22 protein-coding genes are annotated in these 26,556 nt (G+C 55.4%); 13 read left to right on the top strand and 9 right to left on the bottom strand.

The annotated features are described in order from the left end of the window. Positions 1–47 precede the first annotated feature (47 nt). Entirely contained in the window at positions 48–968 is a 921-nt protein-coding gene (locus tag DEU53_RS19415) for a DMT family transporter (RefSeq protein WP_110868093.1), read from the bottom strand. 271 nt (positions 969–1,239) lie between these two features. On the opposite strand from DEU53_RS19415, the gene DEU53_RS19420 reads away from it, so the two are divergent. Genes DEU53_RS19420 through DEU53_RS19435 form a run of 4 tightly spaced genes read left to right on the top strand, consistent with a single transcriptional unit; the run spans position 1,240 to position 4,566 of the window. Then, the gene (locus DEU53_RS19420) at positions 1,240–2,079 is read left to right on the top strand and encodes a transporter substrate-binding domain-containing protein (RefSeq protein WP_110868094.1); all 840 of its coding nucleotides are present in this window, start codon (positions 1,240–1,242) and stop codon (positions 2,077–2,079) included. Positions 2,080–2,081: 2 nt separating this feature from the next. Further along, on the top strand, positions 2,082–2,792 hold the full coding sequence (gene pxpB, locus DEU53_RS19425; protein ID WP_110868095.1) for a 5-oxoprolinase subunit PxpB: 711 nt from the start codon (positions 2,082–2,084) through the stop codon (positions 2,790–2,792). Next, a complete protein-coding gene (locus DEU53_RS19430) occupies positions 2,789–3,775 on the top strand; it encodes a biotin-dependent carboxyltransferase family protein (protein WP_110868096.1) in 987 nt (328 codons plus the stop codon). The genes pxpB and DEU53_RS19430 overlap by 4 nt, the downstream gene beginning before the upstream one ends. 20 nt (positions 3,776–3,795) lie before the next feature. Continuing rightward, complete coding sequence (locus tag DEU53_RS19435) at positions 3,796–4,566, top strand: 5-oxoprolinase subunit PxpA (RefSeq protein WP_110868097.1); 771 nt, start codon at positions 3,796–3,798, stop codon at positions 4,564–4,566. A 112-nt stretch (positions 4,567–4,678) separates the two neighbouring features. Here DEU53_RS19435 and DEU53_RS19440 read toward each other — a convergent pair whose 3' ends face one another. Continuing rightward, positions 4,679–5,881, bottom strand: a complete 1,203-nt coding sequence (locus tag DEU53_RS19440) for a pyridoxal phosphate-dependent aminotransferase (RefSeq protein WP_110868098.1) — start codon at positions 5,879–5,881, stop codon at positions 4,679–4,681. A gap of 485 nt (positions 5,882–6,366) precedes the next feature. Between DEU53_RS19440 and nac the strand changes: the two genes are divergently transcribed. The 7 genes from nac (at position 6,367) to DEU53_RS19480 (ending at position 11,392) form a co-directional block, all read left to right on the top strand. Next, positions 6,367–7,290 (top strand): nitrogen assimilation transcriptional regulator NAC, encoded by a 924-nt coding sequence (gene nac / locus DEU53_RS19450; protein ID WP_049851333.1) that lies wholly within the window; start codon positions 6,367–6,369, stop codon positions 7,288–7,290. A 109-nt stretch (positions 7,291–7,399) separates the two neighbouring features. After that, positions 7,400–7,822 (top strand): acetyl-CoA carboxylase biotin carboxyl carrier protein subunit, encoded by a 423-nt coding sequence (locus tag DEU53_RS19455; RefSeq protein ID WP_110868100.1) that lies wholly within the window; start codon positions 7,400–7,402, stop codon positions 7,820–7,822. Between the two features lie 227 nt (positions 7,823–8,049). Next, positions 8,050–8,802: an SDR family oxidoreductase gene (locus DEU53_RS19460; RefSeq protein ID WP_101762312.1), complete on the top strand. Its 753-nt coding sequence runs from the start codon at positions 8,050–8,052 to the stop codon at positions 8,800–8,802. A gap of 22 nt (positions 8,803–8,824) precedes the next feature. Next, a complete protein-coding gene (locus DEU53_RS19465) occupies positions 8,825–9,520 on the top strand; it encodes an amino acid ABC transporter permease (RefSeq protein ID WP_061718311.1) in 696 nt (231 codons plus the stop codon). Between the two features lie 5 nt (positions 9,521–9,525). Further along, positions 9,526–10,281, top strand: coding sequence for an amino acid ABC transporter permease (locus tag DEU53_RS19470; RefSeq protein ID WP_101762313.1), 756 nt, complete (start codon positions 9,526–9,528; stop codon positions 10,279–10,281). 9 nt (positions 10,282–10,290) lie between these two features. Beyond that, complete coding sequence (locus tag DEU53_RS19475; RefSeq protein WP_101762314.1) at positions 10,291–11,028, top strand: amino acid ABC transporter ATP-binding protein; 738 nt, start codon at positions 10,291–10,293, stop codon at positions 11,026–11,028. Between the two features lie 88 nt (positions 11,029–11,116). Next, the gene (locus DEU53_RS19480; RefSeq protein ID WP_101762315.1) at positions 11,117–11,392 is read left to right on the top strand and encodes a hypothetical protein; all 276 of its coding nucleotides are present in this window, start codon (positions 11,117–11,119) and stop codon (positions 11,390–11,392) included. A gap of 40 nt (positions 11,393–11,432) precedes the next feature. Here DEU53_RS19480 and DEU53_RS19485 read toward each other — a convergent pair whose 3' ends face one another. Genes DEU53_RS19485 through DEU53_RS19500 form a run of 4 tightly spaced genes read right to left on the bottom strand, consistent with a single transcriptional unit; the run spans position 11,433 to position 16,316 of the window. Continuing rightward, positions 11,433–12,443 (bottom strand): fimbrial protein, encoded by a 1,011-nt coding sequence (locus tag DEU53_RS19485; RefSeq protein WP_110868101.1) that lies wholly within the window; start codon positions 12,441–12,443, stop codon positions 11,433–11,435. Positions 12,444–12,454: 11 nt separating this feature from the next. Continuing rightward, on the bottom strand, positions 12,455–15,040 hold the full coding sequence (locus DEU53_RS19490; RefSeq protein ID WP_110868102.1) for a fimbria/pilus outer membrane usher protein: 2,586 nt from the start codon (positions 15,038–15,040) through the stop codon (positions 12,455–12,457). Between the two features lie 11 nt (positions 15,041–15,051). Next, the gene (locus tag DEU53_RS19495) at positions 15,052–15,738 is read right to left on the bottom strand and encodes a molecular chaperone (RefSeq protein ID WP_101762318.1); all 687 of its coding nucleotides are present in this window, start codon (positions 15,736–15,738) and stop codon (positions 15,052–15,054) included. Between the two features lie 53 nt (positions 15,739–15,791). Continuing rightward, positions 15,792–16,316, bottom strand: a complete 525-nt coding sequence (locus DEU53_RS19500; protein WP_101762319.1) for a fimbrial protein — start codon at positions 16,314–16,316, stop codon at positions 15,792–15,794. A gap of 910 nt (positions 16,317–17,226) precedes the next feature. Here DEU53_RS19500 and DEU53_RS19505 point away from each other — a divergent pair. Beyond that, a complete protein-coding gene (locus DEU53_RS19505) occupies positions 17,227–21,957 on the top strand; it encodes an Ig-like domain-containing protein (RefSeq protein WP_110868103.1) in 4,731 nt (1,576 codons plus the stop codon). Positions 21,958–22,019: 62 nt separating this feature from the next. On the opposite strand, the gene DEU53_RS19510 is transcribed toward DEU53_RS19505, so the two are convergent. The 3 genes from DEU53_RS19510 to DEU53_RS19520 all read right to left on the bottom strand — a co-directional run bounded on the left by DEU53_RS19510 (position 22,020) and on the right by DEU53_RS19520 (position 25,298). Continuing rightward, entirely contained in the window at positions 22,020–23,189 is a 1,170-nt protein-coding gene (locus tag DEU53_RS19510) for a Gfo/Idh/MocA family protein (RefSeq protein ID WP_110868104.1), read from the bottom strand. A 10-nt stretch (positions 23,190–23,199) separates the two neighbouring features. Then, positions 23,200–24,123: a TIM barrel protein gene (locus tag DEU53_RS19515; protein ID WP_110868105.1), complete on the bottom strand. Its 924-nt coding sequence runs from the start codon at positions 24,121–24,123 to the stop codon at positions 23,200–23,202. 146 nt (positions 24,124–24,269) lie between these two features. Beyond that, positions 24,270–25,298, bottom strand: a complete 1,029-nt coding sequence (locus DEU53_RS19520; protein WP_101762324.1) for a LacI family DNA-binding transcriptional regulator — start codon at positions 25,296–25,298, stop codon at positions 24,270–24,272. A gap of 318 nt (positions 25,299–25,616) precedes the next feature. Here DEU53_RS19520 and DEU53_RS19525 point away from each other — a divergent pair, with 318 nt between their 5' ends. Then, complete coding sequence (locus tag DEU53_RS19525) at positions 25,617–26,498, top strand: sugar phosphate isomerase/epimerase family protein (protein WP_007888450.1); 882 nt, start codon at positions 25,617–25,619, stop codon at positions 26,496–26,498. Positions 26,499–26,556 lie beyond the last annotated feature (58 nt).

The raw sequence follows: 26,556 nt of genomic DNA on the forward strand, positions 1-26,556 counted from the left end.
TACGGATGCGTGCACCTATTTGTCGCAGCGCAAATTATTGCACAACGCTAAGGCGTACTGCTCACCATCGCCAGTTTGCGCTGGCGATTCTCACGCCACACCGCAAATATCCCGGCCAGCGCTACAATCGATGCGCCCAGCAAGGTGGTGCTGCCCGGCAGGCTGTTCAGGAACAGATAACCAATCAGCATCGACCACACCAGCGTGGTGTAATCGAACGGTGCCAGCAGTGACGCATCGGCGTAACGCAGGCTCAGCGTCACCAGAATCTGCGCCAGACCCCCAAACAGGCCGCAGCCCACCAGCAACAGCAGCTGTATCGCGCTGGGTTTGCTCCAGCCAAACAGCGCCGTTGCCAGGCCAATTACGGTAGTCATCAGTGAGAAATAGAACACGATCGCGCCCGGTTTTTCGATGCCGTTGAGGAAGCGAATTTGCACGTTAGAGGTCGCGGAGCACAGCGCCGCCAGCAACGCACATGCCACACCAATGCTCGTCGTCGCGTTGCTGGCCCCATAGGAAAACAGCGCGCCGCTGGTGCTCAGGCTGGAAGAGAGCATGATCAAAATGCCGGATAATCCCACCACCACGGCGACCCAGCGTGAAACCCGCACCCGCTCTTTCAGCAGCATCGCCGCCATGATCACGGTAAACAGCGGCGCCGCATAGCTCAGCGCGGTGGCATCGGCCAGCGAAATATAGACCAGCGCCAGATAGTTAAAATACATGCCGCCGGTGCCGGAGAAGCCGCGAATAAAGTGACCAGACAGGTTACGCGTCTTGAGATTGTCCAGCACGTTGCCCTGCATTTTCAGCCAAATCAGCAGCGGCAACAGCGCGATAAAACTGCGGAAAAAAATCACTTCGCCGGTGGGAATGGCGCCGTTCAGCCCCTTCACACACGCCAGCATCAAGGTGGCGCACAGCGCGGCCAGTATCTTCAGTAACACGCCTAATCGGGCATTCATGCTTTTTCACTTCTCTCTACCACATGCAATCGGCGGGACTGCCGAGAGGACATGCGATCAAGCCTGGCGAGAAAAGTGTGCGCTGGATAACACTTTTTTGCTCTGCCCGAATAGAAAGAACTTATGCGCCGCTTAGCCATATTTTTTTGCTATTGCACGACAGGGTTTCCCTCTTTTTCGTCTGAAAACAAAGCCGATATAGTCCAGAAAAGCGAGAACGCAGGCGCTCCGTCCCGGTGACGCCGTGGTATTCATCATTGAGGAAGTTCACATGACCATGAAAAGACCTACCACCATCGGGCTGGCACTGCTGCCGCTGCTGGCTATTTCGGCTGCTCATGCCGACATGATGGCCAACATCAAATCCAGCGGCGAGCTAAAGTGCGCGGTCTATTCGGACGTGCCGCCCTTCTCTTCTCCGGATCCGAAAACACGTCAGCTGGCGGGCATGGATATCGATCTGTGTAACGCGCTGGCGAAGCAGATGAACGTCAAACTGACGCTGGTGCCCACCTCGGTGGAAGCGCGTATTGCGGTGATTGCTACCGGCCGCGCCGACGTACTGATCGCCAATCTGGCCTACACCAAAACCCGCGGCAACCAGATTCAATTCAGCGATCCCTATTACGTCGCCAAGGAGATGCTGCTGGTCAAAGCACCGCTGGCCGACAAGCCGCTGAGCTATTTCAAGGGCAAACGCATCAGCGCCACCAAAGGCACCACTTCTGAGCAATCAATCCATATCAAAGGCGGCAAAGCGGTGACCTTCCAGGATTCAGCCTCCGCGTTCCTCGCGCTGGAGCAGAACAAATCGGTGGGCTTCGTCACCAACACCATGACCGGCATCAAAACCATTTCGCAGGCAAAAAAAGACGGCATCAATCTGGCGATGATCAAAGAACCGATGGCGCTGGAGCCGATTGGTGTCGGCATGAAGCGTGATGAACCGGCGTTGCTGGCCAGCGTCAACAGCAGCCTGAAGGCGATGGACGATGACGGCACCATCGACAAAATCTGGGATACGTGGATTGGGCCCAACACCGAATACAAAATGGTGCGCGAAGAGCGCGTACAGCCGCTCTCCAGTCTGAAATTTGAACCGCTGGAATAACCATGCCCGTGACGTCGCACTCTGCTCTCCAGCCTGCCAGCGTTCCCGCGCTGGCTTGCTCCTCTGCTATCAAGCTCTCCACCATCGGCGCACGCGCGTGGCTGGTGGAAGCGCCAGGCGGTTTCGATCTCCCGGCGCAGCGCCGCATCTGGTCGCTGGCGCGCCTGCTGCATGCCGATGAAGCGATTGAAGCGCTGATCCCCGGCGTCACCAATCTGCTGGTACTGTTCCGCCATATTCCAGCTGATGAAATCGCCGTGCGCATGCAGCTGCATGTCGCATGGGATCAGGCGCAGGCGATCAGTCCGCAGGGCAAACTGATTGAAATTCCGGTGCATTACGGCGGTGAACACGCCACCGATCTCGAGGCGGTGTGCCGTCATACCGGTTTGAGCCCACGCGAGGTGGTGCGCCTGCACCATCAAAGCGAATACACGGTGTTTGCATTGGGCAGCGCGCCGGGCTTCGGCTATCTGCACGGCTTGGATCCGCTGCTGGCGACACCGCGCAAGAAAGTGCCGTCGCTTAGCATGTTGAAAGGCACCGTCACCATCGGTGGCGCGCAGGCGGGCGTTTCGGCGCTGACCGGCCCGAACGGCTGGAATGCGATTGGTTTTGCCGAGCTGGCGGTGTTTGACCCGCTGGCCGCATCGCCCGCGCTGATGGCACCGGGCGATCGCATCCGTTTTCTGCCGCAGAGGATTGAGCTGTGATTGAGATCGAACAGAGCGGTGCGCTCAACACGGTGCAGGATTTAGGTCGCTTCAACTATCGCCACATCGGCGTGTCGGTGAGCGGCGCGATGGATCCGCTGGCGCTGCGTGCCGGTAATTTACTCCTCGGCAACGACGAAAATGCGGCGGCAATTGAAGTGCAGCTGTTCCCGTTCCGCGTGCGATTTTTGCAAAACAGCAGCATCGCGGTGACCGGCGCGGATTGCCGCGCCACGCTGGATGGCACGCCGCTGCCGCCGTGGTGGGGCTGCGGCGTGCGTGCCGGGCAAGTGCTGGAGCTGCGTTATCCGCGCAGCGGCGCGCGTGGCTATCTGTGTGTTGCTGGCGGCATTGATGTGCCGCTGGTGCTTGGCTCGCGCAGTACCGCGCTGCGCGGTGGCTTCGGCGGCGTTGAAGGACGTCCGTTGCAGCGTGGCGATCGGCTGGCGCTCGGCGAAAATCGCGGCCCGGCACTTCCACACAGCGGCATCGGCATTGAACCGCCAGACAGCGCATTACACGCCATTTTTCCCCGTAACAGCGCCGGAGACATTCAGCTGCGCGCCATTCCCTCCGGCGAATACCCGCTGTTTGCCGCCGATGCCGCGCGCTTCTGGCAGCAATCCTGGCAGGTATCAAATCAAAGCAATCGCACCGGCTATCGGCTTTCAGGCGATCCGATCTTCCCCTCTGAAACCGTTGAGATGCGATCGTACGGGCTGATCCCCGGCATTGTGCAGGTGCCGCCGGGGGGGGAACCGATCATCCAGCTAAGCGATGCCAATACCGCCGGCGGTTATCCGAAGATCGCTGGCGTGATCGAGCAGGATCTGTGGCGACTTGGGCAAGTGCTGCCGGGCCAGTCGATCCAGCTGATCCACAGCGATGTGCGTGAAGCGATCGCCATCGAACAGGAAGTGGCGCGCTGGCTGAGCCGTCTGCGCTTCAGCTGCCAGCCACTGCGTAAGGCGCTTACCGTTTAATCCGCACAAGGAAACCAGACATGAAGATTGATGTGAATTCCGATATGGGCGAAGGCTTCGGCGTTTACCAGCTGTGCGATGACGCCGCGCTAATGAAAGTGGTGTCATCCGCCAATATCGCCTGCGGTTTCCACGCTGGCGATCCGGCGATCATGACCAACATGGTGCGGCTAGCGAAGGCACATGGCGTGGGCATTGGCGCGCATCCCGGCTTGCCGGATCGTCAAGGTTTTGGCCGCCGCGAACTGCCGTTTAGCGCCGAAGAGATTTGTCAGCAGGTGGCCTATCAGCTCGGCGCGCTGACGGCGATTGCCCGCGCGGAAGGCACCCACGTTTCCCACTTCAGTTTCCACGCCGCGATGGGCAACATCGTCAACCGCGATGCCGCCCTGGCGCAACAGGTGATGGAGTTAGTGGCGCGCATCAATAGCGAGCTGATCATCTTCGCCCAGCCCGATACGATCATTGAAGTCGCGGCGCAGGCGGCAGGCCTGAAGACGCTGACGCTGTTCCTGGCCGACCGCGCCTATGACGCGCAAGGCCGTCTGGTGCCGCGCGGCATTGCCGGTGCGGTGATCAACGAGGAAAGCGCGCTGCGCGCCCGCGTGCGCCAGTTTTTGCAGCACGGCACGGTGACGACGATTGAAGGTGAAGAGATTGCGGTGCGTGCGCGCTCGATTCTGGTTCACAGCGACACGCCAGGCTCCCTGGCGCTCGCCACCATTGTGCGCAGCGAAATCGAAGCCAGCGGCCATCAGGTCGCCCCGGCGGCGGAGGTGGTCATTGATTAGCGGCCTGCTTATCCATCGCACCGATACGTAGCGGCGCGATTTATCGCGCAATAAATTGCGCCGCTACAGTTTTTGCATCTCTCCGCAACGGCGCGATAATTATTTCAATGAATCAAACACATCCACCACAAAACGCCGCAATGCGATCGCATCCCGTCTCTAACCGCTCCATGCTCGTGGCATACGACAAGCGGATAAACGGACCCATGCCGTACGCCGCGCCCTGCACCGTCACTACGTGCTGCTCTTCGATCAATGCCAGCACAAAATCGGCATCATTGGTGATCAATCTGCCACCGGCGCTGGTTTTGCCGATGTAGCCCGCGATATTCACAAACAGATAAAATGCGCCCTGCGGTTTGTGGCAGCGCAGGCCATCAATCGACGTCAGGCGCTCCAGTACATAATCACGGCGCTGGCGATAGATGCGCGCGCGCTCCTGCAGCAGATCCTGCGGGCCTTCCAGCACCGCTACCGCCGCGGCCTGCGTTAAGGTGCAGACGCCGCCGCTGTTCTGGGTATTCACGTTGCTCATCGCTTTGATCAACGGCGCCGGGCCGCCACAGAAGCCCAATCGCCAGCCCGTCATGGACCAGGCTTTCGACACGCCGTTCACCGTCAGCACGCGGTCAACCAGGCGCGGCTCAACCTGCGCCAGCGTGTAAAAACGCACATCGTCATAAATCAGGTGTTCATAGATATCGTCGGTCATGATCCACACCTGCGGATGGCGCAGCAGCACCTCGCCCAGCGCGTGCAGCTCCGCTTGGCTCGCCACCGAACCGGTGGGATTGCTCGGGTAGTTGAGCAACAACCATTTGGTTTTATCGGTGATGGCGGCGTCCAAATCGGCCGGCAGCGGTTTGAAGCCGTTCTCCTGCGTGCAGGGTAGCGCCACCGGCACGCCACCAGCGAATTTGACGATATCGGCATAGCTGATCCACGACGGCGTCGGGATCACCACTTCATCGCCAGGATTGATGGTCGCGAGGATCGCGTTAAAAATGATCTGCTTAGCGCCGCCAGCGGTGAGGATCTGGCTGACGTCGTAATCGAGCTGATTATCGCGTTTGAACTTCAGCTGGATCGCTTTGCGCAGCGCCGGCGTGCCGTCGGTGGGCGGATAGCGCGTATCCCCGGCGCGCGCAGCGGCATAAGCGGCTTCAATCGCGTGAGGTGGCGTGGGGAAATCGGGTTCACCGGTAGAAAGCGCCACCACATCAATGCCCTGCGCCGCGAGATCGCGGGCCTTTTGGGTCATGGCAACGGAGGCAGAAACGGTCACATTCTTTAATCGATCGGCTATCTCGGGCATGGGTTAATCCTGGCTCAGTGTCAGCATGAACGGCTTGCAGCAAGCTGCAAACACGACGTTTACCAGAGGATAGGTTTTTGTCCGAAGCGGCGGTTAATAGTGCTTTGTTGTGGTGATATAACACAAAGCGATGACTGAACCGACCGCACACTTTCGCCATAAAGATGGCGAGCCTGATGTGGAAATGCGCGGCAGGTCACGCGCTAGCGCCTGACGTAATGTTAATAGAGTGTTACTTTGAGTGCCGGTTAACAGCGCGCAACGCCCGTTTACTCACTCCCATCATCGCCAAATCTAATGAGTGAATCGCACCATACCAGTGCAAAGGTTGCTGTTTTACCCTCGCCGTCACGGCAACTATCCAACTCAGCACCTGCCGTAGGAGGCACTGTGGCTCTACCCTCCTGTCTGAGTTCATTCGCGAAAGCTTATTTGGCATCAACTTTGCTTGATACCCGCTATGCGTTCTGTTGGAGGAAGCGTTCATGAATCTTCGTCGCCTGAAGTACTTTGTTAAAATTGTTGATGTGGGCAGCCTGACCCAGGCCGCCGATATTTTGCATATTGCCCAGCCCGCGCTGAGCCAGCAGCTGGCTACGCTGGAAGGGGAAGTGAATCAGCAACTGCTCATTCGTACCAAGCGCGGCGTGACGCCGACCGAAGCCGGGAAAACCCTCTATTCCCACGCGCAGGCGATTTTACGCCAGTGCGAGCAGGCACAAAGCGCCATCGAGCTGGTCGGCGCGTCACTGAGCGGCAGCGTCTCAGTGGGCTTAGCGCCGGGCACCGCGGCACAAAACCTCGCATTACCGCTGATGATGGAAGTGCAGCAGCAGCATCCCGGCATCGTGCTCTACTTCAATGAGAACTTCGGCACCACGCTGAGCGAACTGATCATGAATGGCCGCATGGATATGGCGGTAATTTACGATCACCGCACCATTCACGGCCTGCGCTTTATGCCGCTGATGAAAGAGGATCTCTATTTCGTCTGTCCGTTCAGCCTCGCGCAACCGGTGAAAGAGATCCCGCTGGCGCAGGTGGCGCAATACGATCTGTTCCTGCCGCGCGTCTACAACATCATGCGCAAAGTGCTCGACGATGCCTTCGTACACAACAATCTGCAGTACCGCGTGAAATGCGAGATCGAGTCGCAAACCACGCTGAATGCCGCCCTGAGCGCCGGTCTCGGCACCACCATCATGCCGGAATCCGCAGCGCGCGCGATGCTGAAAAGCGGCGATGCGTGGATGGCGAAGATCGTCGATCCGGATGTACAGGTGTCGCTGTCGTTCTGCATGTCGGATCACTTGCCGCTGTCACAGCCGGCCGAAGCGGTGAAATCGATCCTGCTGTCGCTGATGTCGCGCCGCAACGTTGAGAATCATCCTCTGACGTTGGTGGGATAAGTCCCGCTTATTGCCGCAAAGCGAAACCCTCTTACTGCCCGTATTGCGAACGCGCTAGATTACGATTTTGCCCGCTCAGGCGGGCGTGTTTCGCTTTGACGGGAATTCCATGGATAAAACCGCAATACCGCTGCCGACGCTGCGTGCGCTGGCGCGCAAGATGCAATCCTCCGGGCTGAACAGCCTGGCGCTCGATGGCAAGCACTGGTCAGTGCGGTTGACCTTCGCCGCCACGCCAGCCACGCCCGCGCCTGTCACGCTTCCCGCCGCTGAAATCCCCCTCATCCCGCAACGCATCGGCGCACCGATGCCCGGCACGCTGCTGCGCCGCCATCCGCATAGCCCGCAGGATTTTGTCGCGCCCGGCCAGCACATCGATGCCGGTGCGGTGGTGGCGCTGGTGCAGGTTGGCCCGCTGTATGTGCCGGTGATTAGCCCGGATAGCGGCACGATCCGATCGCTCATGGCTGAGCATCTTTCGGCGGTGGAATATGACGAGGACATTCTGACATTTGCGCCGTCAAGCGCATAAGATCAATACCGCGCGATAAATCGCGCCGCTACAAATACGTGCATTTTGTAGGTCGATCTCAATCACCGCACATGTCGTAGCGGCGCAATTTATTGCGCAATGTTGGAACGGGTGAAGTGCAGCAGGCAAGCGTTATAAGGGGCGCTTATTGCCTCAAAATTTTTATGTCTTATGCCCTTGCGGCATAACTGCATACAGTCAAAAGACGCCATAACGAGGAGAGGCAGATGCCATTTTCAGATTACAAAACCGCGCTGGTGACCGGCGCATCGGCGGGAATGGGCGAAGCGATTGTTGAGCGCTTGTGCCAGGAGGGCATCACCGTGCACGCGGTGGCGCGCCGTAAAGAGCAGCTGGCAGCGCTGGCCGATCGTACCGGCTGTATTCCGCATGCGGTGGATGTCAGTGACATAAAGGCGCTGACCGCGCTGTGCCAGGATCTCGAAATCGACATTCTGGTGAATAACGCTGGCCTGTCGCATCCGGGCTCGATCCTCAATGCAGACGAGAACGTGATTGAAACCCAGGTGGACGTCAATCTGCGCGCGGTGCTGCATCTGTGCCGTTTGCTAGTGCCGGGCATGGTGGCGCGCGATCGTGGCCACGTCTTCAACATCACCTCGATTGCTGCCATCTACAACTTCAACGGCAACTCGGTGTATCACGCCACCAAAGCCGGCGTGCATGCCCTTTCGCGCCAGCTGCGCGTCGATTGCTACGGCGCGCGCGTGCGCATCACCGAAATCTGTCCGGGCCGCGTCGCCACCGATATCTTCGGCAACGTGTCAGGCGATCACGAAGAGGCGCGCCGCCGCTTCATTGATGGCTTTGAACTGCCGCAGGCCAAAGATATCGCCGACTGCGTTGCTTTCGCGCTCGCGGCACCGCTGGCGGTAAATATCGGCAACATCGAAATCACCCCGACATTACAGGTGCCGGGCGGTCTTTCCACCATGCGACCGGGCGAGCACAGCGCGTAGCAGGCGAAGATGAGGTAACAGAATGGCTCTCGATTTCAGCAGTGTGATAACCGGCCAATACGGCCAGATGATCGTTGACGGAACGGTGATCACCCTTGAACTGGCGTTGGGTGCCTGGCTGCTGGCGATGGTGCTGGCGCTGCTGCTGGTGGTGATTCGCCTGACTGAAAACCGCATCGCGGTTGGGCTGGTCAAAGCCTATGTCTCTTATCACCGCAATGTGCCGACGCTGATCCAGTTGATGATGTGGTACTTCGCCATTCCCACGCTGCTGCCGGAAGCGCTGCAGATGTGGATCAACAACTACAACGCCGAGTTCCTGTTCTCCCTCACCGCGCTGGGTCTGTGTCAGGCGGCGTACTTCTCCGAAGATATCCGCAGCGGCCTGCGCGCCATTCCCGACGGGCAGAACGAAGCTGCGCGCGCACTCGGCATGAGCTACGTGCGCGCCATGCACGGCGTGATTCTGCCGCAGGGCATTCGCAATGCGATGCCCGCGATGATCAACCACACGGTGCTGCTGTTTAAAAACACCAGCCTAGCGATGGTGATTGGTGTGGCGGATCTCACCTATGTAACGCGCGATATTGAGAACCAAACGTTCCGTACCTTCGAATCTTACATCGTGGCGACCGTGGGCTATCTGTTCTTCTCCCTGCTGCTGATGGGCCTTGGCGCACTGCTGGCCCGCCGCTTCCAGCGCGTCTATGCGAGGTAATGGCGATGTTTGAGATGTTCACCATTTTGCATGACAACGGCATGCTGCTGTTGATGGGGCAATACCCGAACGGTCCGATTGGCGGCGTGCTTTGTACGCTGCTGATCTCGGTGCTGGCGGTGCTGCTGGCGTTTCCGATTGGTGTGCTGCTGGGCCTGGCGCGCCTGTCGCCGTGGCGCTGGCTGAGCTGGCCCGCCACTGGCTGGGTTTATCTGCTGCGCGGCATCCCGCTGATGATGGTGGTGTTCTGGACCTACTTCTGTGTGCCGCTGCTGATCGGCCACAACATCAGCGGCTTCGCCACCATGCTGTGTACGCTGGTGATTTATGAGAGTGCCTATATCGCCGAGATCGTGCGCGGTGGCATTCAGGCGCTGCCGCACGGCCAATACGAAGCCTCACGCGCGCTCGGCATGAGCCACCTGAAAACTTTGCGTCTGGTGATCCTGCCTCAAGCGCTGTTCAACACCTTGCCCAGCCTGGTCAGCCAGCTGGTATCGATCATCAAAGACAGTACGCTGGGTTACGTGATTAACGTGCCGGAGCTGACCTTTGCCGCCAATCAGGTGAGCAATCAGCTGCTGACCAAACCGTTTCAGGTGTTCGCCATTGTGGCGCTGAGCTACTACCTCATCTGCTTCAGCCTCACCTGGCTGGCTAATAAACTCGAAGCGCACATTGCGCAGAAACGTCGTCAAGCACCGCAGCCAACGCCCAGCATGGCGCCCGCAGTGATGCTGACTAAAACCTCTTCGCAATAAGGAAACCGCATGGGACCGATGATCATGTTTAATCAGGTTAATAAATGGTACGGCGCGTATCAGGCGCTGACCAACCTGAGCGCCGAGATTAATCCCGGCGAAGTGGTGGTAGTGTGCGGCCCTTCCGGCTCGGGCAAATCGACGCTGATCCGCACCGTTAACCGTTTAGAACCGATCGATGACGGCCAGATTGTGTTTGATGGCACCGATATTCACGGCAGCAGCACGCGCCTCAATCAGCTGCGCACGCGCATCGGCTTTGTGTTTCAGAGCTTCAACCTGTTCCCGCATGTGACGGTGGCCGAGAACATCATGATGTCGCCGATGAAAGTACTGGGCGTAAAGCGCAGCGAAGCGCGTCGTCAGGCGGGTGAATTGCTGGAGCGCGTGGGCTTAGCGCATAAAGCCGATGCTTATCCGGCGCAGCTTTCCGGCGGCCAGCAGCAGCGCGTGGCGATTGCCCGCGCGCTGGCGATGAAGCCGCCGGTGATGCTGTTCGATGAACCGACCTCGGCGCTCGATCCGGAGATGGTCGGCGAAGTATTGTCGGTGATGCGCGGTCTGGCGCAGGAAGGGATGACGATGATGTGCGTGACCCACGAAATGAACTTTGCCCGTGAGGTGGCGGATACCATCTGGTTTATGGACCAGGGACAGATTCTGGAGAAATCACAACCAGAACAGTTCTTCACCCAGCCGCAGCACCCGCGCGCGCAGCGCTTTCTAAGCGACCTGCGATCGCATTAAGGGGGATATTTTTTCACTATCGCCATTTTTAATTAAAGTTTGGTCCTAACTTGTCGTTCTTCTTTATGCCACCACCAGGAGAAGACCGATGAAAACAGCATTCGTATTATTTTCTGGTTTGCTATTTGCCCAAGCCGTTCTGGCTGAGGGCGGTACCGTTTCTTTTACCGGTGCGATAGTTGAGCCTGCCTGTACGACGACGACCAATAGCCAGCATGCCGCAGTGCAATGTAGCCAGAATGGTGTCGATAAAGTGCGTCAGATTAGATTCAATAAGCAACAGCAGACGCTGCCGTTTCAACTCGGCAATGTCAGCGTGCAATCATCGGGTCATATTAAAGCTGTTGAAGTGATCTATCGGTGAGTCATCACTGACAATTTTCCCCCGCCAGGGGGAAAATTATTTATTGATAGGTCAGAGTGAAAGTCGCGGAACTGTTAGCTGTGCCAGGTGTAATGGTTGCGGTCGTTTGGTAATAACGCGCCTGAAGCGGAATGTTATAATTCCCCGCGCTGGCCGAGGTTCCGGCAACAATATTAGTGCCCAGTTGCACAGGCGCATTGTTAAACAGCAGCTGCACGCCCACTCCACTTGCCGTATTGGCACCTGATGTCAGATTTAATACCCCATTGGCGGAGTTTTGGGCATTTCCATCAATTTTCACATTGATGCGGGTGCCGGCATTACAGTTAAGCGGAAGGGTAAAATTACGCGTAAAGCTGGCATCGGGTGAACTGCCTGTCCCATTGAACGCACGCTTATCCACGTTGCCCATATTCACGGCGATGGCTGTATTGCTTACTGAACACGCCAGCGTTGTGACACTAAAACCATTCATAAGAATCGTCGATCCCGGTGAATGCCAGAGCGCCTGGTTGTTGCGCAAAATAAACGCTCCGGCCTGCTGCGCGGTAACCATCCCTGAACCGGTTGGCCCCGTTTTATAGAACTGTAACAACGCTTGCTCGCGCAGAGGTTGTCCCGCCATTAAGCCATTGACCGAACACAGCAACCTATTGTTCGCATTACCATCTCCCGTACCGGTTCCATCAACCCAGCCACTAAAGTTATTGCAGTTGTTCACTGAGATGGCACCGATAGCAAAGCCTATTCCCGCAATATTGGTGCTGTAAATTCGTCTGCCTCCAATGGTCGTGACATAGTTACCGGTGCCTTTTACGCCCACACTTTGATAAGTCAACGCGGGGGCCGTGTTAGTACAGTTAAACGTGTTCACCGCACCCGAGGTGATCTGGCTGCCAATCAACGATCCTACCGGTAAATCCCGTTGAATCACTATCGCAGGTGGAGAAATTGTTGTCGCTGCTGTGGTGGTAGTACAGGTATAAGCCTGCGCAAAGTTAACGTACAACCCAATAAAAAATATGCTCGGTAATAAAAGAAATAAACGCATAAATGTTTCCTTTAGCGGCATTGTGCCGTCACAGAATTGACACCAAACTGAGCCTTTCCTAACGTAAACGGAGCCTGACATTCGCCGCCCTTCCAGTTCACCTTAACCACGCCCGCTGCGGGCACGCCGCTGAGGTAAACATGTTGTTTGTCATCAACGATGCCATGCGAAAGGGTTTCGCCGTTGGCAACGCTGGCACGTGCGCCGAACGGCACTTGACGCCCACGCAAGGTGACGACCATTTTTGCCCCCGATACCGTGGGATAATTGGCTAATGCTACGGCCCCCTGCGTAGGCACCACTGTTTGGCTGTCACTCAGCAGATCGACGTTATCGCCGAGCGAATTGGCATCAAGCGAAAGCGAGGTGCGGCGATAAGGTGTTACGTTAGGTACGACGGCATAACCTCTGCCATCAGTCAGCACGCCGGTTTGGTTGAGCACGCGAACCGCTTCCGCGTCTTCAGCGCGCACTAACGCCATGGTGTCACCTAACGGCTGGCTCAGAGTCACACCATAGGGATGCACCACAATGCCGCCCGTTGCGCCGTAATTCAGTTGTCGGGTATTCCGCGAGTAGTTATAGCCAGCCTGGTATTCGCCAAAGCGTGCTTTATAGTTGACTGACGCATTGCCATTGGCGCCAACCCCTTGATTGGTGTAACCCTGCTGCACGCTATAGCTCAGGTTATTGTCTGCCAGTGCAGTGCCTGACAACCCCACCGCGCCAGTGGTTTTATCGCGATTGTCGGTGCTGCCCGAGAAGTTCAGCCAGCTTTTGGGTAAAAATCGGTCAAAGGGAATCTGCACCGCCAGCGAAAAAATTTGATCGTGTTTGGTGTAGAACGGCGTCTGTGAATAGCTGTAGTTAAAGGAGTAATTGATGGCGTTGAAGCTGGAGTTATAGCCCAGCGTCAAACTGCGCTCCTTTTCTGTCACGCCCCAATATTGTTGCTGGTAAGCGGAGAGAAAAAGACTGCCATAATCACCCAACGATTGATTAACGTTGAGTTGGGATTTACTGCGTCTGTTATGGCTATAACGCCAGTTTCGCCATTCGCGTCGGGCTTGTTCAACTTCATTGCGGTTGTTGGGATTACCCCGGAAACCCGGCGGTAGTGTATTCGCGTAATAGCCATTAGCTTCATTAAAATCGTAATAACCAGACGTGGAATAACGGTAGCCAGCCAGAGTAAAAGTGGTGCCGCTCATTGCGACATCTTTTGCATATTGAAAACGAAATGAGCCACCGCGATGAGTTTCTTCCATTAAACGGGCATTGGCGAATGTTCCGTCCAGCGAAATCGAACCCAATAACCCCAGACCTTTCCCCACACCAACCGATGCTGACGTGTAATCACCCGACAGGATAGATCCACCATAAACGGTTGAGCTATAAGGCAAACCATAAACGGTTGAGCTATAAGGCAAACCATAAATACCTGTGCCTTGTATAAAGCCCGGTTTTTTTGCCGATCCCCCGGTTGAACGATATTGCCCGGCCGTGAAAGCATATTTGAAACGCCCTTCACGCTGCATGATAGGCACCGCAGAAAATGGCTGAACAAACTGTCGGACGCTGCCATTCGCTTCTTTTATTACCACCTCAAGATCGCCACTGGCCGAGGTAGGATAAAGATCGTTTATGGCGAAAGGTCCGGGTGGCACATAGGCTTGCCAAATGATGTTACCGTCCTGACGAATGGTAACTTGCGCATTGCTCTGCGCAATGCCTCGTACAACGGGTGCGAATCCTCGTAAGCTTTCAGGCTGCATATTGTCGTCTGAGTAGAGCTGAGCTCCACGAAAGGGGAAGCTATCGAATACCTCTGATGGCGTATAGCTCTCTCCCAATACCAGCTGGCTTTTCCAGGGTTTGATGTCACGCTGAACGTAGGTATTAATACTGTTCCACTTATCATCACCCTGACTATGGCTATAGGTGGTGTAATTGCGCGCGCGCCAGGCCCCGAGATTGATACCGCTACGCAAATTGAGATACGCGTTGTTATCACTTCCCTGACGATAATCACTCCAGTTATTGGCACCTGAATAGCCATAATTCATAAATAGCGCGTTGACACCATCGTCCCACTCATCTGGGCCAACATACCCTTGTGCGTTTTGTCGCACATATTCTTGTGGAATGGAGACATTTAAGCGTTGCTGGCTTAAATCAAAGCGGGTTTGCGCCTGCGGGATGATGGCAGCGATATTCGTCACTTCCTGCGCAGGTGAGATTTTCACGAAAGCGGGTGTGGCATTCTCTTTCACGCCCCACCGCATAAAATCGGCTTTCATTAATAGGGGCTGCAGACCCTTCGCACCGGGTTCAAAGCGTATGCTTTTTGATCCAACAAAATTGTCGTTCAGGTAAACGTCGGCGTTGTAAACGCCCGCCGCTTGACCCCCACTGCGACTAAAAGTGGAAAGATCCAGATTTGCACGCTGGCCGCTGTGTCGTTCCACCGTGTCAGGATCAAAATAATCCTCTGCAGCCACATCATTAATGGGCATTGCAGCCAGTATTACCATGTTAAGTAAGGTGCGCTGAAAAGCAGGCCTCAGCGTTAAAGGTATATTTTGTCTCATCGACATGGCCCTCTCCTTTAATCGGTGCCCACTTTTAATGTTTGTTCTGCTGTAATGCCGCCGAAATCATTAATCGCTCGCCAGCTCACCGGATTGCCAACGTGCACTTTTTGGCCAAGAACGATTTCCTGTGAAGGCAACACCATCGGCGGTTTGGTCATGGTTGAACCGTTTACGGTCAGGTCGTAGAGCGAAACGCTGTAAGGCGTGGGATTAAACACGGCGAGTTTGCCCTCACGCTGGCGAAATTTGAGCCTGGTAAAAGCCAATGCGGGATCGCCGCTTAACTCTGCGGGCCGGTAAAATAACTTCATCTTGTTTTTAATGGTGATAACGAGATCGTTAGTGGCCTGACGATTGACCGTCGGGATAATCTTGATATTCAACCAGTGCACGGATTCCTGATCGTCTGGCAACGTGTGACCACTGTAGATAACGCGCACCGAATTCTGGCTATGAGGCTCAAGGCGGAAGAGCGGGGGCGTGGTGATGAAAGTGTCATCAGCGGTATCACTCTCTTCCTGACTGCTAACCCAGGATTGAATCAAATAGGGACGATCGTCTGGATTAGTCACACTTATCGCGGCCAGCTTGTTTTTACCGTCATAAACCAGACGTGTGCCACCAATCTGCACACCAGACTGAGCCATAGGCGACAGGCACAAAAGTGCCATGGCCAATGGCCAAAGACTTTTTTTAAACATCCATCTCTCTCCGTGACGAAAGAAAGAGCCGCATGACGCGGCTCTGAAACTACTTAGTTGTAAGCAATGGTGAAGGTCGCCGTGGAGTTTGCTGTACCCGCAGTAACTGGCGTAGCCGTAGCGTAATATTTCGCTATGTAGGTCAGTACATTAGGGCCGGCTGCCGTGATCGGACGATCAGCCGATTTGCTGGCGATAGGGATGAGAGTGGAACTGTCTTGCTCATACAGCGCGACACCCACATTAGTGGCAGTTTGCCCTGAGTTCAGAGCGAGGATTTGGTTATTTCCCGCAGAGGTTGCGCCATCGAAACGTACGCTGGCCGAGGTTACCGCAGCAGGACAACTTGTCAGATTAATGTTGAAGCGAGTCGGTGCCGCGGTGACACCGGCTCCGGTGAAGGTTTTGCTTGAAACGGTGCCCAGATTCACGGTTTGGTTGGCAGAGCCAGTATCCACCGTGCAAGCGTTATCGGTAATTGTGCCCGTAAAATTAATCGTGCCATCAGCAGCAGTTGTCGTGCCAATAAATCCAAGAGAAGCCGTAATTGCAACCAATACTGCGAACTTGCTTTTCATGATTAAGCCTCAAAAATCGTCATAAAAAATGTCTCTGCTCAAGCAATGAACTTTCATTTCCACAGCAGATAAAACATTAATCGAAGTAATGTTGGAGCCCTTCGACCGCTTTAAGTAAATGACAATTTTCAACCTATTGAAAGTTTTTTTGATTATTCGTGCTTAATTTGAAATATAACCCTAAAAAAATTAGCGCAACGGTTAATTTACAGATCTTTGATCTTTTTTAAGATCCTTTTTTAGAATAAAAAACTTAACATTTGTATTTTAACGATCTAAAGATCTAAAAAATCACCTAAGACAGCATTTTATGCGAATAAGACAAAATGTGACTTCTCCAGGATATGTCTTCTTTTTCTGCTATTACCGTCAAAGATGCCCCTTTATTTTCAGGAAGACAGCATGAATTCGGTTTTTATTTGTACAATAGTTATAAGCCAGGTTTAACTATTACAGAAATAAAACTGTTATATTGCGTTGGGTTAATGATGAGGGGTGTGATTATTGGTTGCAGACAGAATATTGTTCTACGCCTGGTATAAAAGCGCATAAAGGCGCCAAAAAGCGCGTAAAAACGCAGAAAAATCGAAGATAAAATGGCATCAAATTTTTAGGTAAAGCGTGAAAAAAACGGCAAGTATGACGCCTGAACTGATATCGCATCAAGTCAGCGCTTTACACACTTGCCTATCTACAGGTCGCCTCGTAAGCGTATGTGTTGTTGTCCATCTAGCGGTATTTTCGTCCTATCCCCCTTTTAATCTTGTTCCTCGCAAGTCGTTCCTGCCTTGCTTTTTTCAAATCACTTAAAAGGTTTAAGACCCGTCTCAAGCGCTAACAACTTCTCCCCGCGTGAGAATTCCCCCTCACCTACTTCATGACCCCCTTTTAGCCAAAACACGAGAATTTTATGGACAACACACGTTCGTCAGCGTCACGCGCCGATGCCTCATCCCGCTGGATGCGGCCGCTCATCTTTACCCAGATTGCCGTCCAGGTGGGCATGGCACTCACCCCCTTTTGGGCATTATCTGTTGAAGCCGCCATCCGTCCGGGCGAAGAGACCTCACTCAGCAGCGCTGCCCAGCAGGCCAGTGGACTGGCTGAGGCGCATCAATCCGGTAACCTAAGCGGCTATCTCAGCCAGCAGGTCACTGGCGCCGCCGTAGGCCAGGCGCAAGAATGGCTAAAACAATGGGGTACCGCACGCGTCGAGCTTGGCACGGATGAGCACTTTAAGCCGCAGACTGGCTCGTTTGACCTGCTGTTACCGCTCAATCAGACGCCGGACCGCCTACTTTTCGCTCAACAAGGCCTGCGCAATAAAGACGGTCAATTTACTGGTAACTTCGGTCTCGGCCAGCGCCACTTCACCAGCCGCTGGATGCTTGGCTACAACGCCTTTTACGACCAGAACATCAGTCGCAGTCATAAACGAATGGGCATTGGTGCCGAAGCCTGGCGCGACTACCTCAAGCTTTCCGGAAATGGTTATTATCGCCTGAGCAGCTGGCGCAACTCTGTAGATGTTGAAGACTACGATGCTCGCCCGGCAAACGGGTTCGACCTTCGGGCCGAGGCCTGGCTACCCGTCTACCCGGCGATTGGCGGGCGTTTTATGTACGAAAAATACTACGGTGACGAAGTTGCATTGTTCAGCAAAGAGAGGCGCCAAAGTAACCCTGCTGCCTTCACCGCAGGTTTGAGCTATACCCCGGTGCCATTGGTGTCGTTCACACTGGACCATAAAGCCAGTGGTCATCAGCGCGAATCCCAATTAGGCCTCCAGTTCAACTATCAATTGGGTCAGACGCTCAGTAGCCAGCTCGATCCCAGCGCCGTAAATCTAAACCGCACTTTAGCTGCTAACCGTATGGCGCTGGTTGAGCGTAATAACAATATCGTGCTGGAATATCGCAAACAGGAGCTGATTCAACTTGGCCTGCCGACCGAAATCAATGGTCGCAGCGGTAAAACCGTGACTCTGAATTACAAGATCATCAGCAAGTACGGTCTGGCATCAATTATCTGGAACGACGCCGAGATCGTCGCTGCGGGTGGTCACATTCAGGACCTGGGTAACAACCAATACCAAATCGTGTTACCGCGCTTTATCGCTGGCGGCCATAACCGCTATACCCTGAGCGGCGTGGCCATAGACACACGTAATAACCGTTCGAAAGTTTCCTCGACTGTGGTCAACGTCAGTAGCCCGGCGATAAATGCCAGCACTAGCACGCTGAGCGCCTCGCCTGCCACTTTGCTTGCCGACGGTAAGGCCACGTCGCAGATCAGCATCCTGCTGCGCGATGAAAACGAGCAGCCAGTGACCGATGTGGCTGCGTCCATCGCGCTAAGTGCTACCGAGTTGAGCAACGCCCCGGAGAAAGCCGGTGTTGGTGCTCGCCCCAGCACCCATGCGGCTACCGCTGCCGCGAAGACGCCGGTGTTGAGTGCTGTCACAGAAAAAGGCAATGGCGAATACCTCGCCACGCTAACCGCCGGTACGCGTGCAGCAGACGTTAAACTCAGCGCCACCATCGATACGCTGCAACTGAGCCCGCTGACCATTAAACAAATTAGCGACATCGGTAGCGCCACCGTGGCTGACGGCGATCTACGTCTGACACGGGATAATGTAGTGGCCAACGGCAGTGCCATTGCTCGCGCAGAAGCTCGCGTGACAGATGCCATGGGCAACCCGGTTGCGGGTGTGACCGTGACCTTTGCATTGAGTGGCTCCGCGCAAGTCGCAGCAGGCAGTAGCCTGACGGCCATCAGCGACGACAACGGCATGGTGGTAATCGCCTTTACCGATACCGCGGCAGAAACCATTACAGTTACCGCGTCTACCGCCAACGGCAGCGCCAACGCCCTGGCGAATTTCATTGCCGACGCATCCACCGCCGCACTGGATAGGAGTAACCTTACAGTTGATCGAACCACTGCCATCGCCAATGGTAGCGATTCTGTCACTTTCAGCGCGCTGATTAAGGATGCCAATGGCAATCCAGTACCGGGCGTGAAGCTCAACTGGCACAGTAACGGTGGTGCATTGAGTGCTGCTGTGAGTCAGAGTGGCAAAAACGGTATTGCCATCGTCACCTTGAAAGATACTGCGGCGCATGATGTGCAGGTACAGGCACAGCTTGGCACGCAGGCCGCCGTGGATGCACCCGTCATCAGCTTTACCGCCGATGCCGCTAGCGCCACCATCGACGCGCGCGACTTTATTGTGGATAAAACCAGTGCCGTGGCCGATGGCAGCGATCTCGTGACTTACACCATTACTGTGAAGGACAAAAACGGAAACCCGCTGCCCGCACAAGTTGTAAACTGGCAGACCTCACTCGGAACACTTAGCCAGACAACAAGCGTGACAGGGCCAGACGGCAAAACCCAGGTCACGCTGACCTCAACCCAAATGGGCCAGGCGGGTGTAAGCGCAGCGCTGGTTGGCAAACCCGCGCTAAGTGCCGTCCTCGTGACTTTCGCCGCCGATGCCAGCAGCGCGCGAATCGGCAGCGGCGATTTGACCGTGGATAAAACCACCATTGTAAGTAGCGGCACGGATGCAGCACGCTTTACGGCGGTGGTTAAAGACGCTAACGGCAACCCAGTGGCGCATCAGCAGGTCAACTGGACCAGCAATCTTGGCAAACTCAGCGATGCAACGTCTGTCACCAACGTCAACGGTGAGGCCACGGTTACTTTCACCGGTACCACTGTAGGGTCGGCGCAGATCATCGCTGCGGTCAACGGCAACCCGGCAAATGCACCGAGGGTAAACATCGTCGCCGACGCGGCATCGGCCCGTCTGGACAGCGGTGATCTCACCGCCAACAAAACTAGCGCGCTGGCTAACGGCAGCGACAGCGTGTCTTATACGGCACGGGTCATCGATGCCGCCGGTAACCTGGTGAGTGGCGTAACCGTTGGATGGAGTAGCGATCGCGGCACGCTGAGCAGTGCGGCCAGCGTGACTGGTCCGGACGGTAAGGCAACCATAACGTTAACGTCTACGGCTGCAGGTAACGCGCAAGTAAAGGCGGTGGTGAACAGCCGCGCAGCGGTTAATGCGCCGGTGGTTGACTTCAAGGCTGACGCCGCTTCGGCTAGCATCAGCGACGGTGATTTAACGGTAAACAAAACCAGCATCACAGCGGGCACTCTTGACATGGCGATCTTCCGCGCCGTAGTGAAAGACGCCCACGGCAACCCCGTAGCCAACCTGCCTGTGTCTTGGGCAACCAGCGGTGGAACGCTGAGCGGTACGACGTCTACCACCAATACCGCTGGTGAGGCCACTATCTCACTCACCGCCACATTAGCAGGCACCGTGCAGGTTAACGCTCGCGTCAACAGCAGCGCGGCTGTGAATGCACCGCCAGTGACGGTGACGGCAGATACCGCCAGTGCACAAATCGCCAATGGCGGTGTGACGGCGGACAAAGTCAGCGCCATCGCGAATAGCGGTGAGAAAATTACTTACAGTGCAACGATTAAGGATGCCTATGGCAACCCGCTGAGCAATTTATCTGTGAGCTGGAGCACCGACCGCGGCAACCTGGCGCAGAATAGCAGTAAAACCAACGTCTCAGGCGTGGCGACGGTAACGTTAAGCTCAACGGTTTTGGGAGCAGCTATCGTCACGGCGCAGCCGGGTAGCGGCACGGCGGTGGCGGCGACGGCGGTGGAGTTCACGGCGGAGAGCAGTAGCGCCAGCCTTAACGCCAGTGATCTGATCGTGGATGCACGACAAATTCCAGCGGACAACACCAGTAAAGCGACCTATACCGCACTGGTGAAAGATCGCTATGGCAATCCCGTGAAAGGGCTGCTTATCAACTGGACCACCAACTTTGGCCAACTTAACGGGCAAACACAGCGCACAGATGATGAGGGAAAATCGCATAATACCTTGCAATCAGGTGCACCAGGCAAAGGGATTGTCAGCGTGAGTGTCGGAGCCAACGCGCCAGTTACCGCACCGGAAGTCGAATTTGTGGTCGATAGCTCCACCGCCACGATTACATCAATGCAAACCTCTAAAAACGCGGTATACGGTTTTGGTGGCGATAATCCAGTGATTAGCGTGGTGGTAAAAAATGCGCAAAATCAGGCGGTACCCAATTACAAAGTTAACTGGTCGACCGATATTGGTAGCATCGATAGCGAATCATTCACTGATGCTACAGGTACGGCGACCGCCACTCTTGATAGCTTGCATGTGAACAGCAATAAGAGACAGGGCACTGTTCAAGCTTTGCTGGCTAACACTTCTCAGAAAACGATCAGTCAGACCATTACTCCGGTATACAGAGCCGGCAATCATCAATACCTTGCCCTTGCCTATGACTCGACTGGGGTAACACCGCCTGTTCAGGAGGTGAGAGATTTTTGTAACAATATGGGTGCCCATCTAGCTGGTTCCGCAGAATTGGCCGTATTTGCCCAGGAAGGCGGCGACTTTGTTGAAGCCAGAACGCTGTTAACACAAAGTGGATTCATCAGCACTTGGTATGCATTGAGTGATAGCTGGAAAGGCCTCAAAGGCAATTTCGATTCCACCCTAGGCACCGTAGGAGATATCGCCTCAAAATCAACAGCTCCTACTGTTTACATTGTTTGCACGCGATAAGTCATTCGGTATGCTCATTTTGGGTCGGCTGGACATGCCGACCCATTTTCTTTACCGCCCCCTTAGCACGTCACCCACACTGATCCCGCATCCGCAGACTTCACGCACTGCTCCACCCATCGCACGCCCATCAAACCGGCATGCGCGCCCGGATACCAGAAGTCTTTCAGGAATGCCTGATCGCTACGATCGGTGGCATCCATTGCCAGCGCAAAACGGCGATAGAGATTGGACCAGGCTTCAAACAATCCTTCCGGATGTCCGCCGCCAATACGGTCGTCAGCCAGCGCACTCGGATGCAGATAACCCATGCCGCGCTCGAGAATCTGCACCGGCTCGCCCTGCACTTCATAGCGCAGCTGATTCGGCTGCTCATCCCACCACTCCAGGCTGGCTTTCTCGCCGATCACCCGCACCTTCTGGCCGTGCATCGAACCGCAGTTCACCGCCGATGCCCACATAGTGCCGACTGCGCCGTTGTCGTACTCCATCATCACGAAGGCGTTATCCTCCAGCGGCGCACGGGTTTTGACAAAGCTCTGGCGGCTGCACAGCAGGCGTTTGATCTGCAGATGCGGCACCATGGTTTCGGCGATAAACAGCGGATGCGTCGCCAAATCGCCCAGCACATAGCTCGGCCCGACGAAGCGCGGATCGACGCGCCACTTGGTGCTTTCGTTCTGCAATTCAACCGCTTCGTTATGGAAGCCGTGCGCGAACTGCATGTTGATGATGCGGATCTCACCCAGCAAACCTGCGGCAATCATTTCGCGTGCCTGATGAATCAGCTGATGTCCGGCGTAACCATAAGTCACACCGATGATTTTATTCTTCTCAGCACACAGCTGTTCCAGCTCATCGGCCTCGGCAGCGGTGAAGCACAGCGGCTTCTCACACACCACATGGAGACCCGCATTCAGTGCGGCGCGGCAGATGGCGAAGTGCGTGTTATTGGGTGTGGCGATCGACACCGCTTCGATGCCGTCCGGACGCGCCGCTTCTGCCGCAAACAGGGTTTCGTAATCTGCGTAGCAGCGATCGGCTTCGATACCTAGCGAAGTGCCAAAGGCGCGGCCGCGCTCGGCGTTGATATCGAATGCGCCTGCCAGCAGCGTGAAGTTGTTATCACGCGTGGCCGCCGAACGGTGAATGTAACCAATCTGGCTGGTGCCGCCACCGCCAACCATGCCCCAGCGCAGCGAGCGATCCAGAGCATTAATGCCGTTGATCATGTTGTTCTCCTCAGAATCCGACCGATTGCAAATAGTGCAGGCTGGCGGTGACGTCACGCAGGCTGGTGTCGGCATCACGCGGATCGCGCTCCTGCTCGACGGTGATCCAGCCCTGATAATTGCGCTCCGCCAGGAAGGCGCGCACCGCTGGATAATCAATTGCCCCTTTGCCAATCGGGCACATCACGCCTTCTGCGCAGGCGGCAAAGAAATCGACGCCGCGCGCAATCACGTCGCGCCATACCGCATCGTTAACGTCTTTGAAGTGCAGATAATCGATGCGATCCCAGTAGCGGCTGAGGTAAGGAATCGGATCCATGCCGGAGTAGTACAGATGGCCGGTATCGAGGCACAAACCAGCGACTTCATGCGGAATGTCTTCCACCAGCTGTTGCAGCTCGTCGGCGAACTCAATGCAGCCACCGGCATGCGGATGGATCACCGCACGCACGCCGTATTCGTTCCAGGCAATCTGGCTCAGCGTGGTGATGTGCTGCATCATGCGCTGCCACGCTTCAGCTGACAGGCGCGGCGCCTTGGCGGATTGACCAGCGTATTTGGCGCGTTCTGGATTACCGAAGTCGATAATCACCAGATAAGGTGCGGGTTTGTTGTCAGCATGGGTTTTGGTCGCGGTCGGTACCAGAGACAGGTTGCGACAGATGTTGTGCGTCAGCTCAACCATCGCCGGAAAATTGGCTTCACTCACCAAATCATCAAAAATGGTGCCCGCCACCAGCGACAAGTCGTGCGCTTCCAGCTGCTGACGCAGTTCGGCAGGCTCAACCGGCAGATAGCTCCATGGGCCCAGCTCAATGCTTTTATAACCGGCCTGCGACGCTTCACTCAGGACTTTCTGCCACGGCGGCAGGAAGGGATTTTTCGGGTCATCAACGCCCCAGCTACAGGGCGCGTTAGCAATATGGATAGTCATGATCGTTCCTTGCGGTAGTGGATGGCGCAAGTATCAAATAAATATTTCATCATCAACAACCATGAAACATTCATTTTTTGATAGCGATCATAGTATTTCGCATCATTAAAATGATAGAAATATATCAAATACAGCAACGACGCGGCCTACAGGTTTTCACGCGTGACGATATCAAACGGCAGGATGATCTGGGAGAAATGATCGCCCGGCTGCGCATGATGCTGCTGCACCATCTGCGCCAGGCGCATGGCCATTTCGTCGATGCGGTTGCGGATCATCACCGTAATGGTGCCATCAATCAGCGCCAGCTCGCCCTCTTTCACCGGACCATGACATATCAACGCCACTTTACGCTGCGGCTGCTGGCGCAACGCATGAATCACGCCCTCAATGCCGCCGCAAGGCGCGAAGATCAGTGCCAAATCGGCATGTTCTTCCAGTAACTGACGCGTGGAACGGTAGCCGCCATCAATCGATTCATTGGTTTTCAGCGGCTCCAGCACGCGTCGCGCGCTGTCCTGCTCACGCAGATAGGAGCGGAAACTGATCTCATTGCTCTCCTGACAGATAAAGCGATGGTCGCCCACCAGCACGCCGACCGACCCCGGCTGATGCAACAGGTGCGTGGCAATCCACGCGGCGGTGCGTCCGGCTTTCTGGTTATCCAGACCAACGTAACCGGCGTGACCGCACGGCGAAAAGTTGGAAAACAGCGCATAAACCCGCACGCCCTGACGCGATATGTTTTCTATCGCATGGCGAATCAGCGGGTGGTCCAGCGCGACTAAGCCAATCGCATCCACCTGCCCGGCCAGCGCATACAGCGAGGCCACCACCGCTTCCACATCATCAATGTCGTGCCAGGTAAAAAGCGGTTCGCTGCCTGCCGGGTGAAACGGCTGCGTATGCTGGCGCAGCGCATCAGTGAGGGAATGATAGAACGAGTAGGATTTTGACAGCAGGATAAAGCCCATGCGCAGCGTCACGCTGGCGGCAGGCGCGGTGCCGCTCAGCAGCGGCACATTGCCGATGCGATAACCGAGGCGATTAGCGGCTTCCAGCACCTTCTGCTCCGTTGCAGCGCGCACCGGTGCACGACGATTTAACACGCGATCGACGGTCGCCACGCCAACCCCGGCGGCGGCGGCAATCGCGGTCATGGTGATTTTACTCATGCGCTACTTCCCTGAATGAAATGATAATAAATTATCAAAAATAATGCCTTAACCTGCGGTAAATCACCAATCATCCCGCACAGAAATCATCAGTAATTGGCTTCGAGTGATAGAGAATCTCTCATTATTTTGATCGCTCTCGCAAAAATGAAATAACTCATTTCATATTAATACCATTCAGAATAAATGTTTGATATTCATGTGCGTATTCAAAGCGGTCCGGCTGATGGTTTCACATCAGAATACGTGATGAAGCGCATAAAAAGATCAGTATGGTCATCATCAAAGTCCGCACCGCTTAACGCTCAGGAGAAAACAATGAAAATCGCTTTTGATGTGGATGTAATCAGGGATCTCGGCATCACGCGCATGGTGCATCAGGTGGCGGAATGGGGCTACAAGTACATCGAGCAGTCGCCGCACCCGCAGATCAACCCGTTTTATAAACATCCGAAAGCCAGCCGTGAAATCATGCGCGAATACAAAAACGCGCTGAATGCCACCGGGCTGGAGATCTCCTCGTTCATTACCGTATATCGCTGGTCCGGCCCGGATGAACTGCGTCGTCAGGCGGCGGTGAAGAACTGGAAACGCATGATCGAGATTGCCGTCGAAATGGGTGTGCAGGTGATCAACACCGAGCTTTCGGGCAATCCCAACGAGCCAGAAATTTGTGAAGAGATGTTCTATCGTTCGATGGAAGAGCTGCTGCCGATCATCGAACGTGAAGGCATCCGCGTCGAAATTCAGGCGCATCCGTGGGATTTCTGCGAGCAAAGCAACGAAACTGCAGACATTGTGAAGTCGTTCCGCAGCGAAAACGTGAAATACATCTACAGCGCACCGCACACCTTCTATTACGACAAAGGTGTGGGCGATGTGAAGAACATGCTGCATTACGCCGGCGACGATCTTTCACATATGCTGATCGCCGATACCATGAACCACACCAAGCACTGCCGTTATATCGTCAACCCACCAGGCGTGGATGCCACCATCCACCAGCACGTGGCGGTCGGTGAAGGCGAAGTGAATTTCGATGCGCTGTTTGAAGCACTGCGCGAGATGAATTTTGCCAACCGCACCTTTAAGGTTGGCGGCGAGTCGATTATTTCGGCGGCGCTGTTCGGTTATCCGGAGAAGATGAAGTATCAGGCGGTGGAAACCCGCGAACTGATTGAGCGTGAGCTGTTGGGATAGTTGAGTGCGCGCTGATGCCCTCACCCTAACCCTCTCCCACCGGGAGAGGGAACGGGAT

Source organism: Pantoea sp. AG1095 (assembly GCF_003208415.1).
In the GTDB taxonomy this organism is placed as follows: domain Bacteria; phylum Pseudomonadota; class Gammaproteobacteria; order Enterobacterales; family Enterobacteriaceae; genus Pantoea; species Pantoea leporis.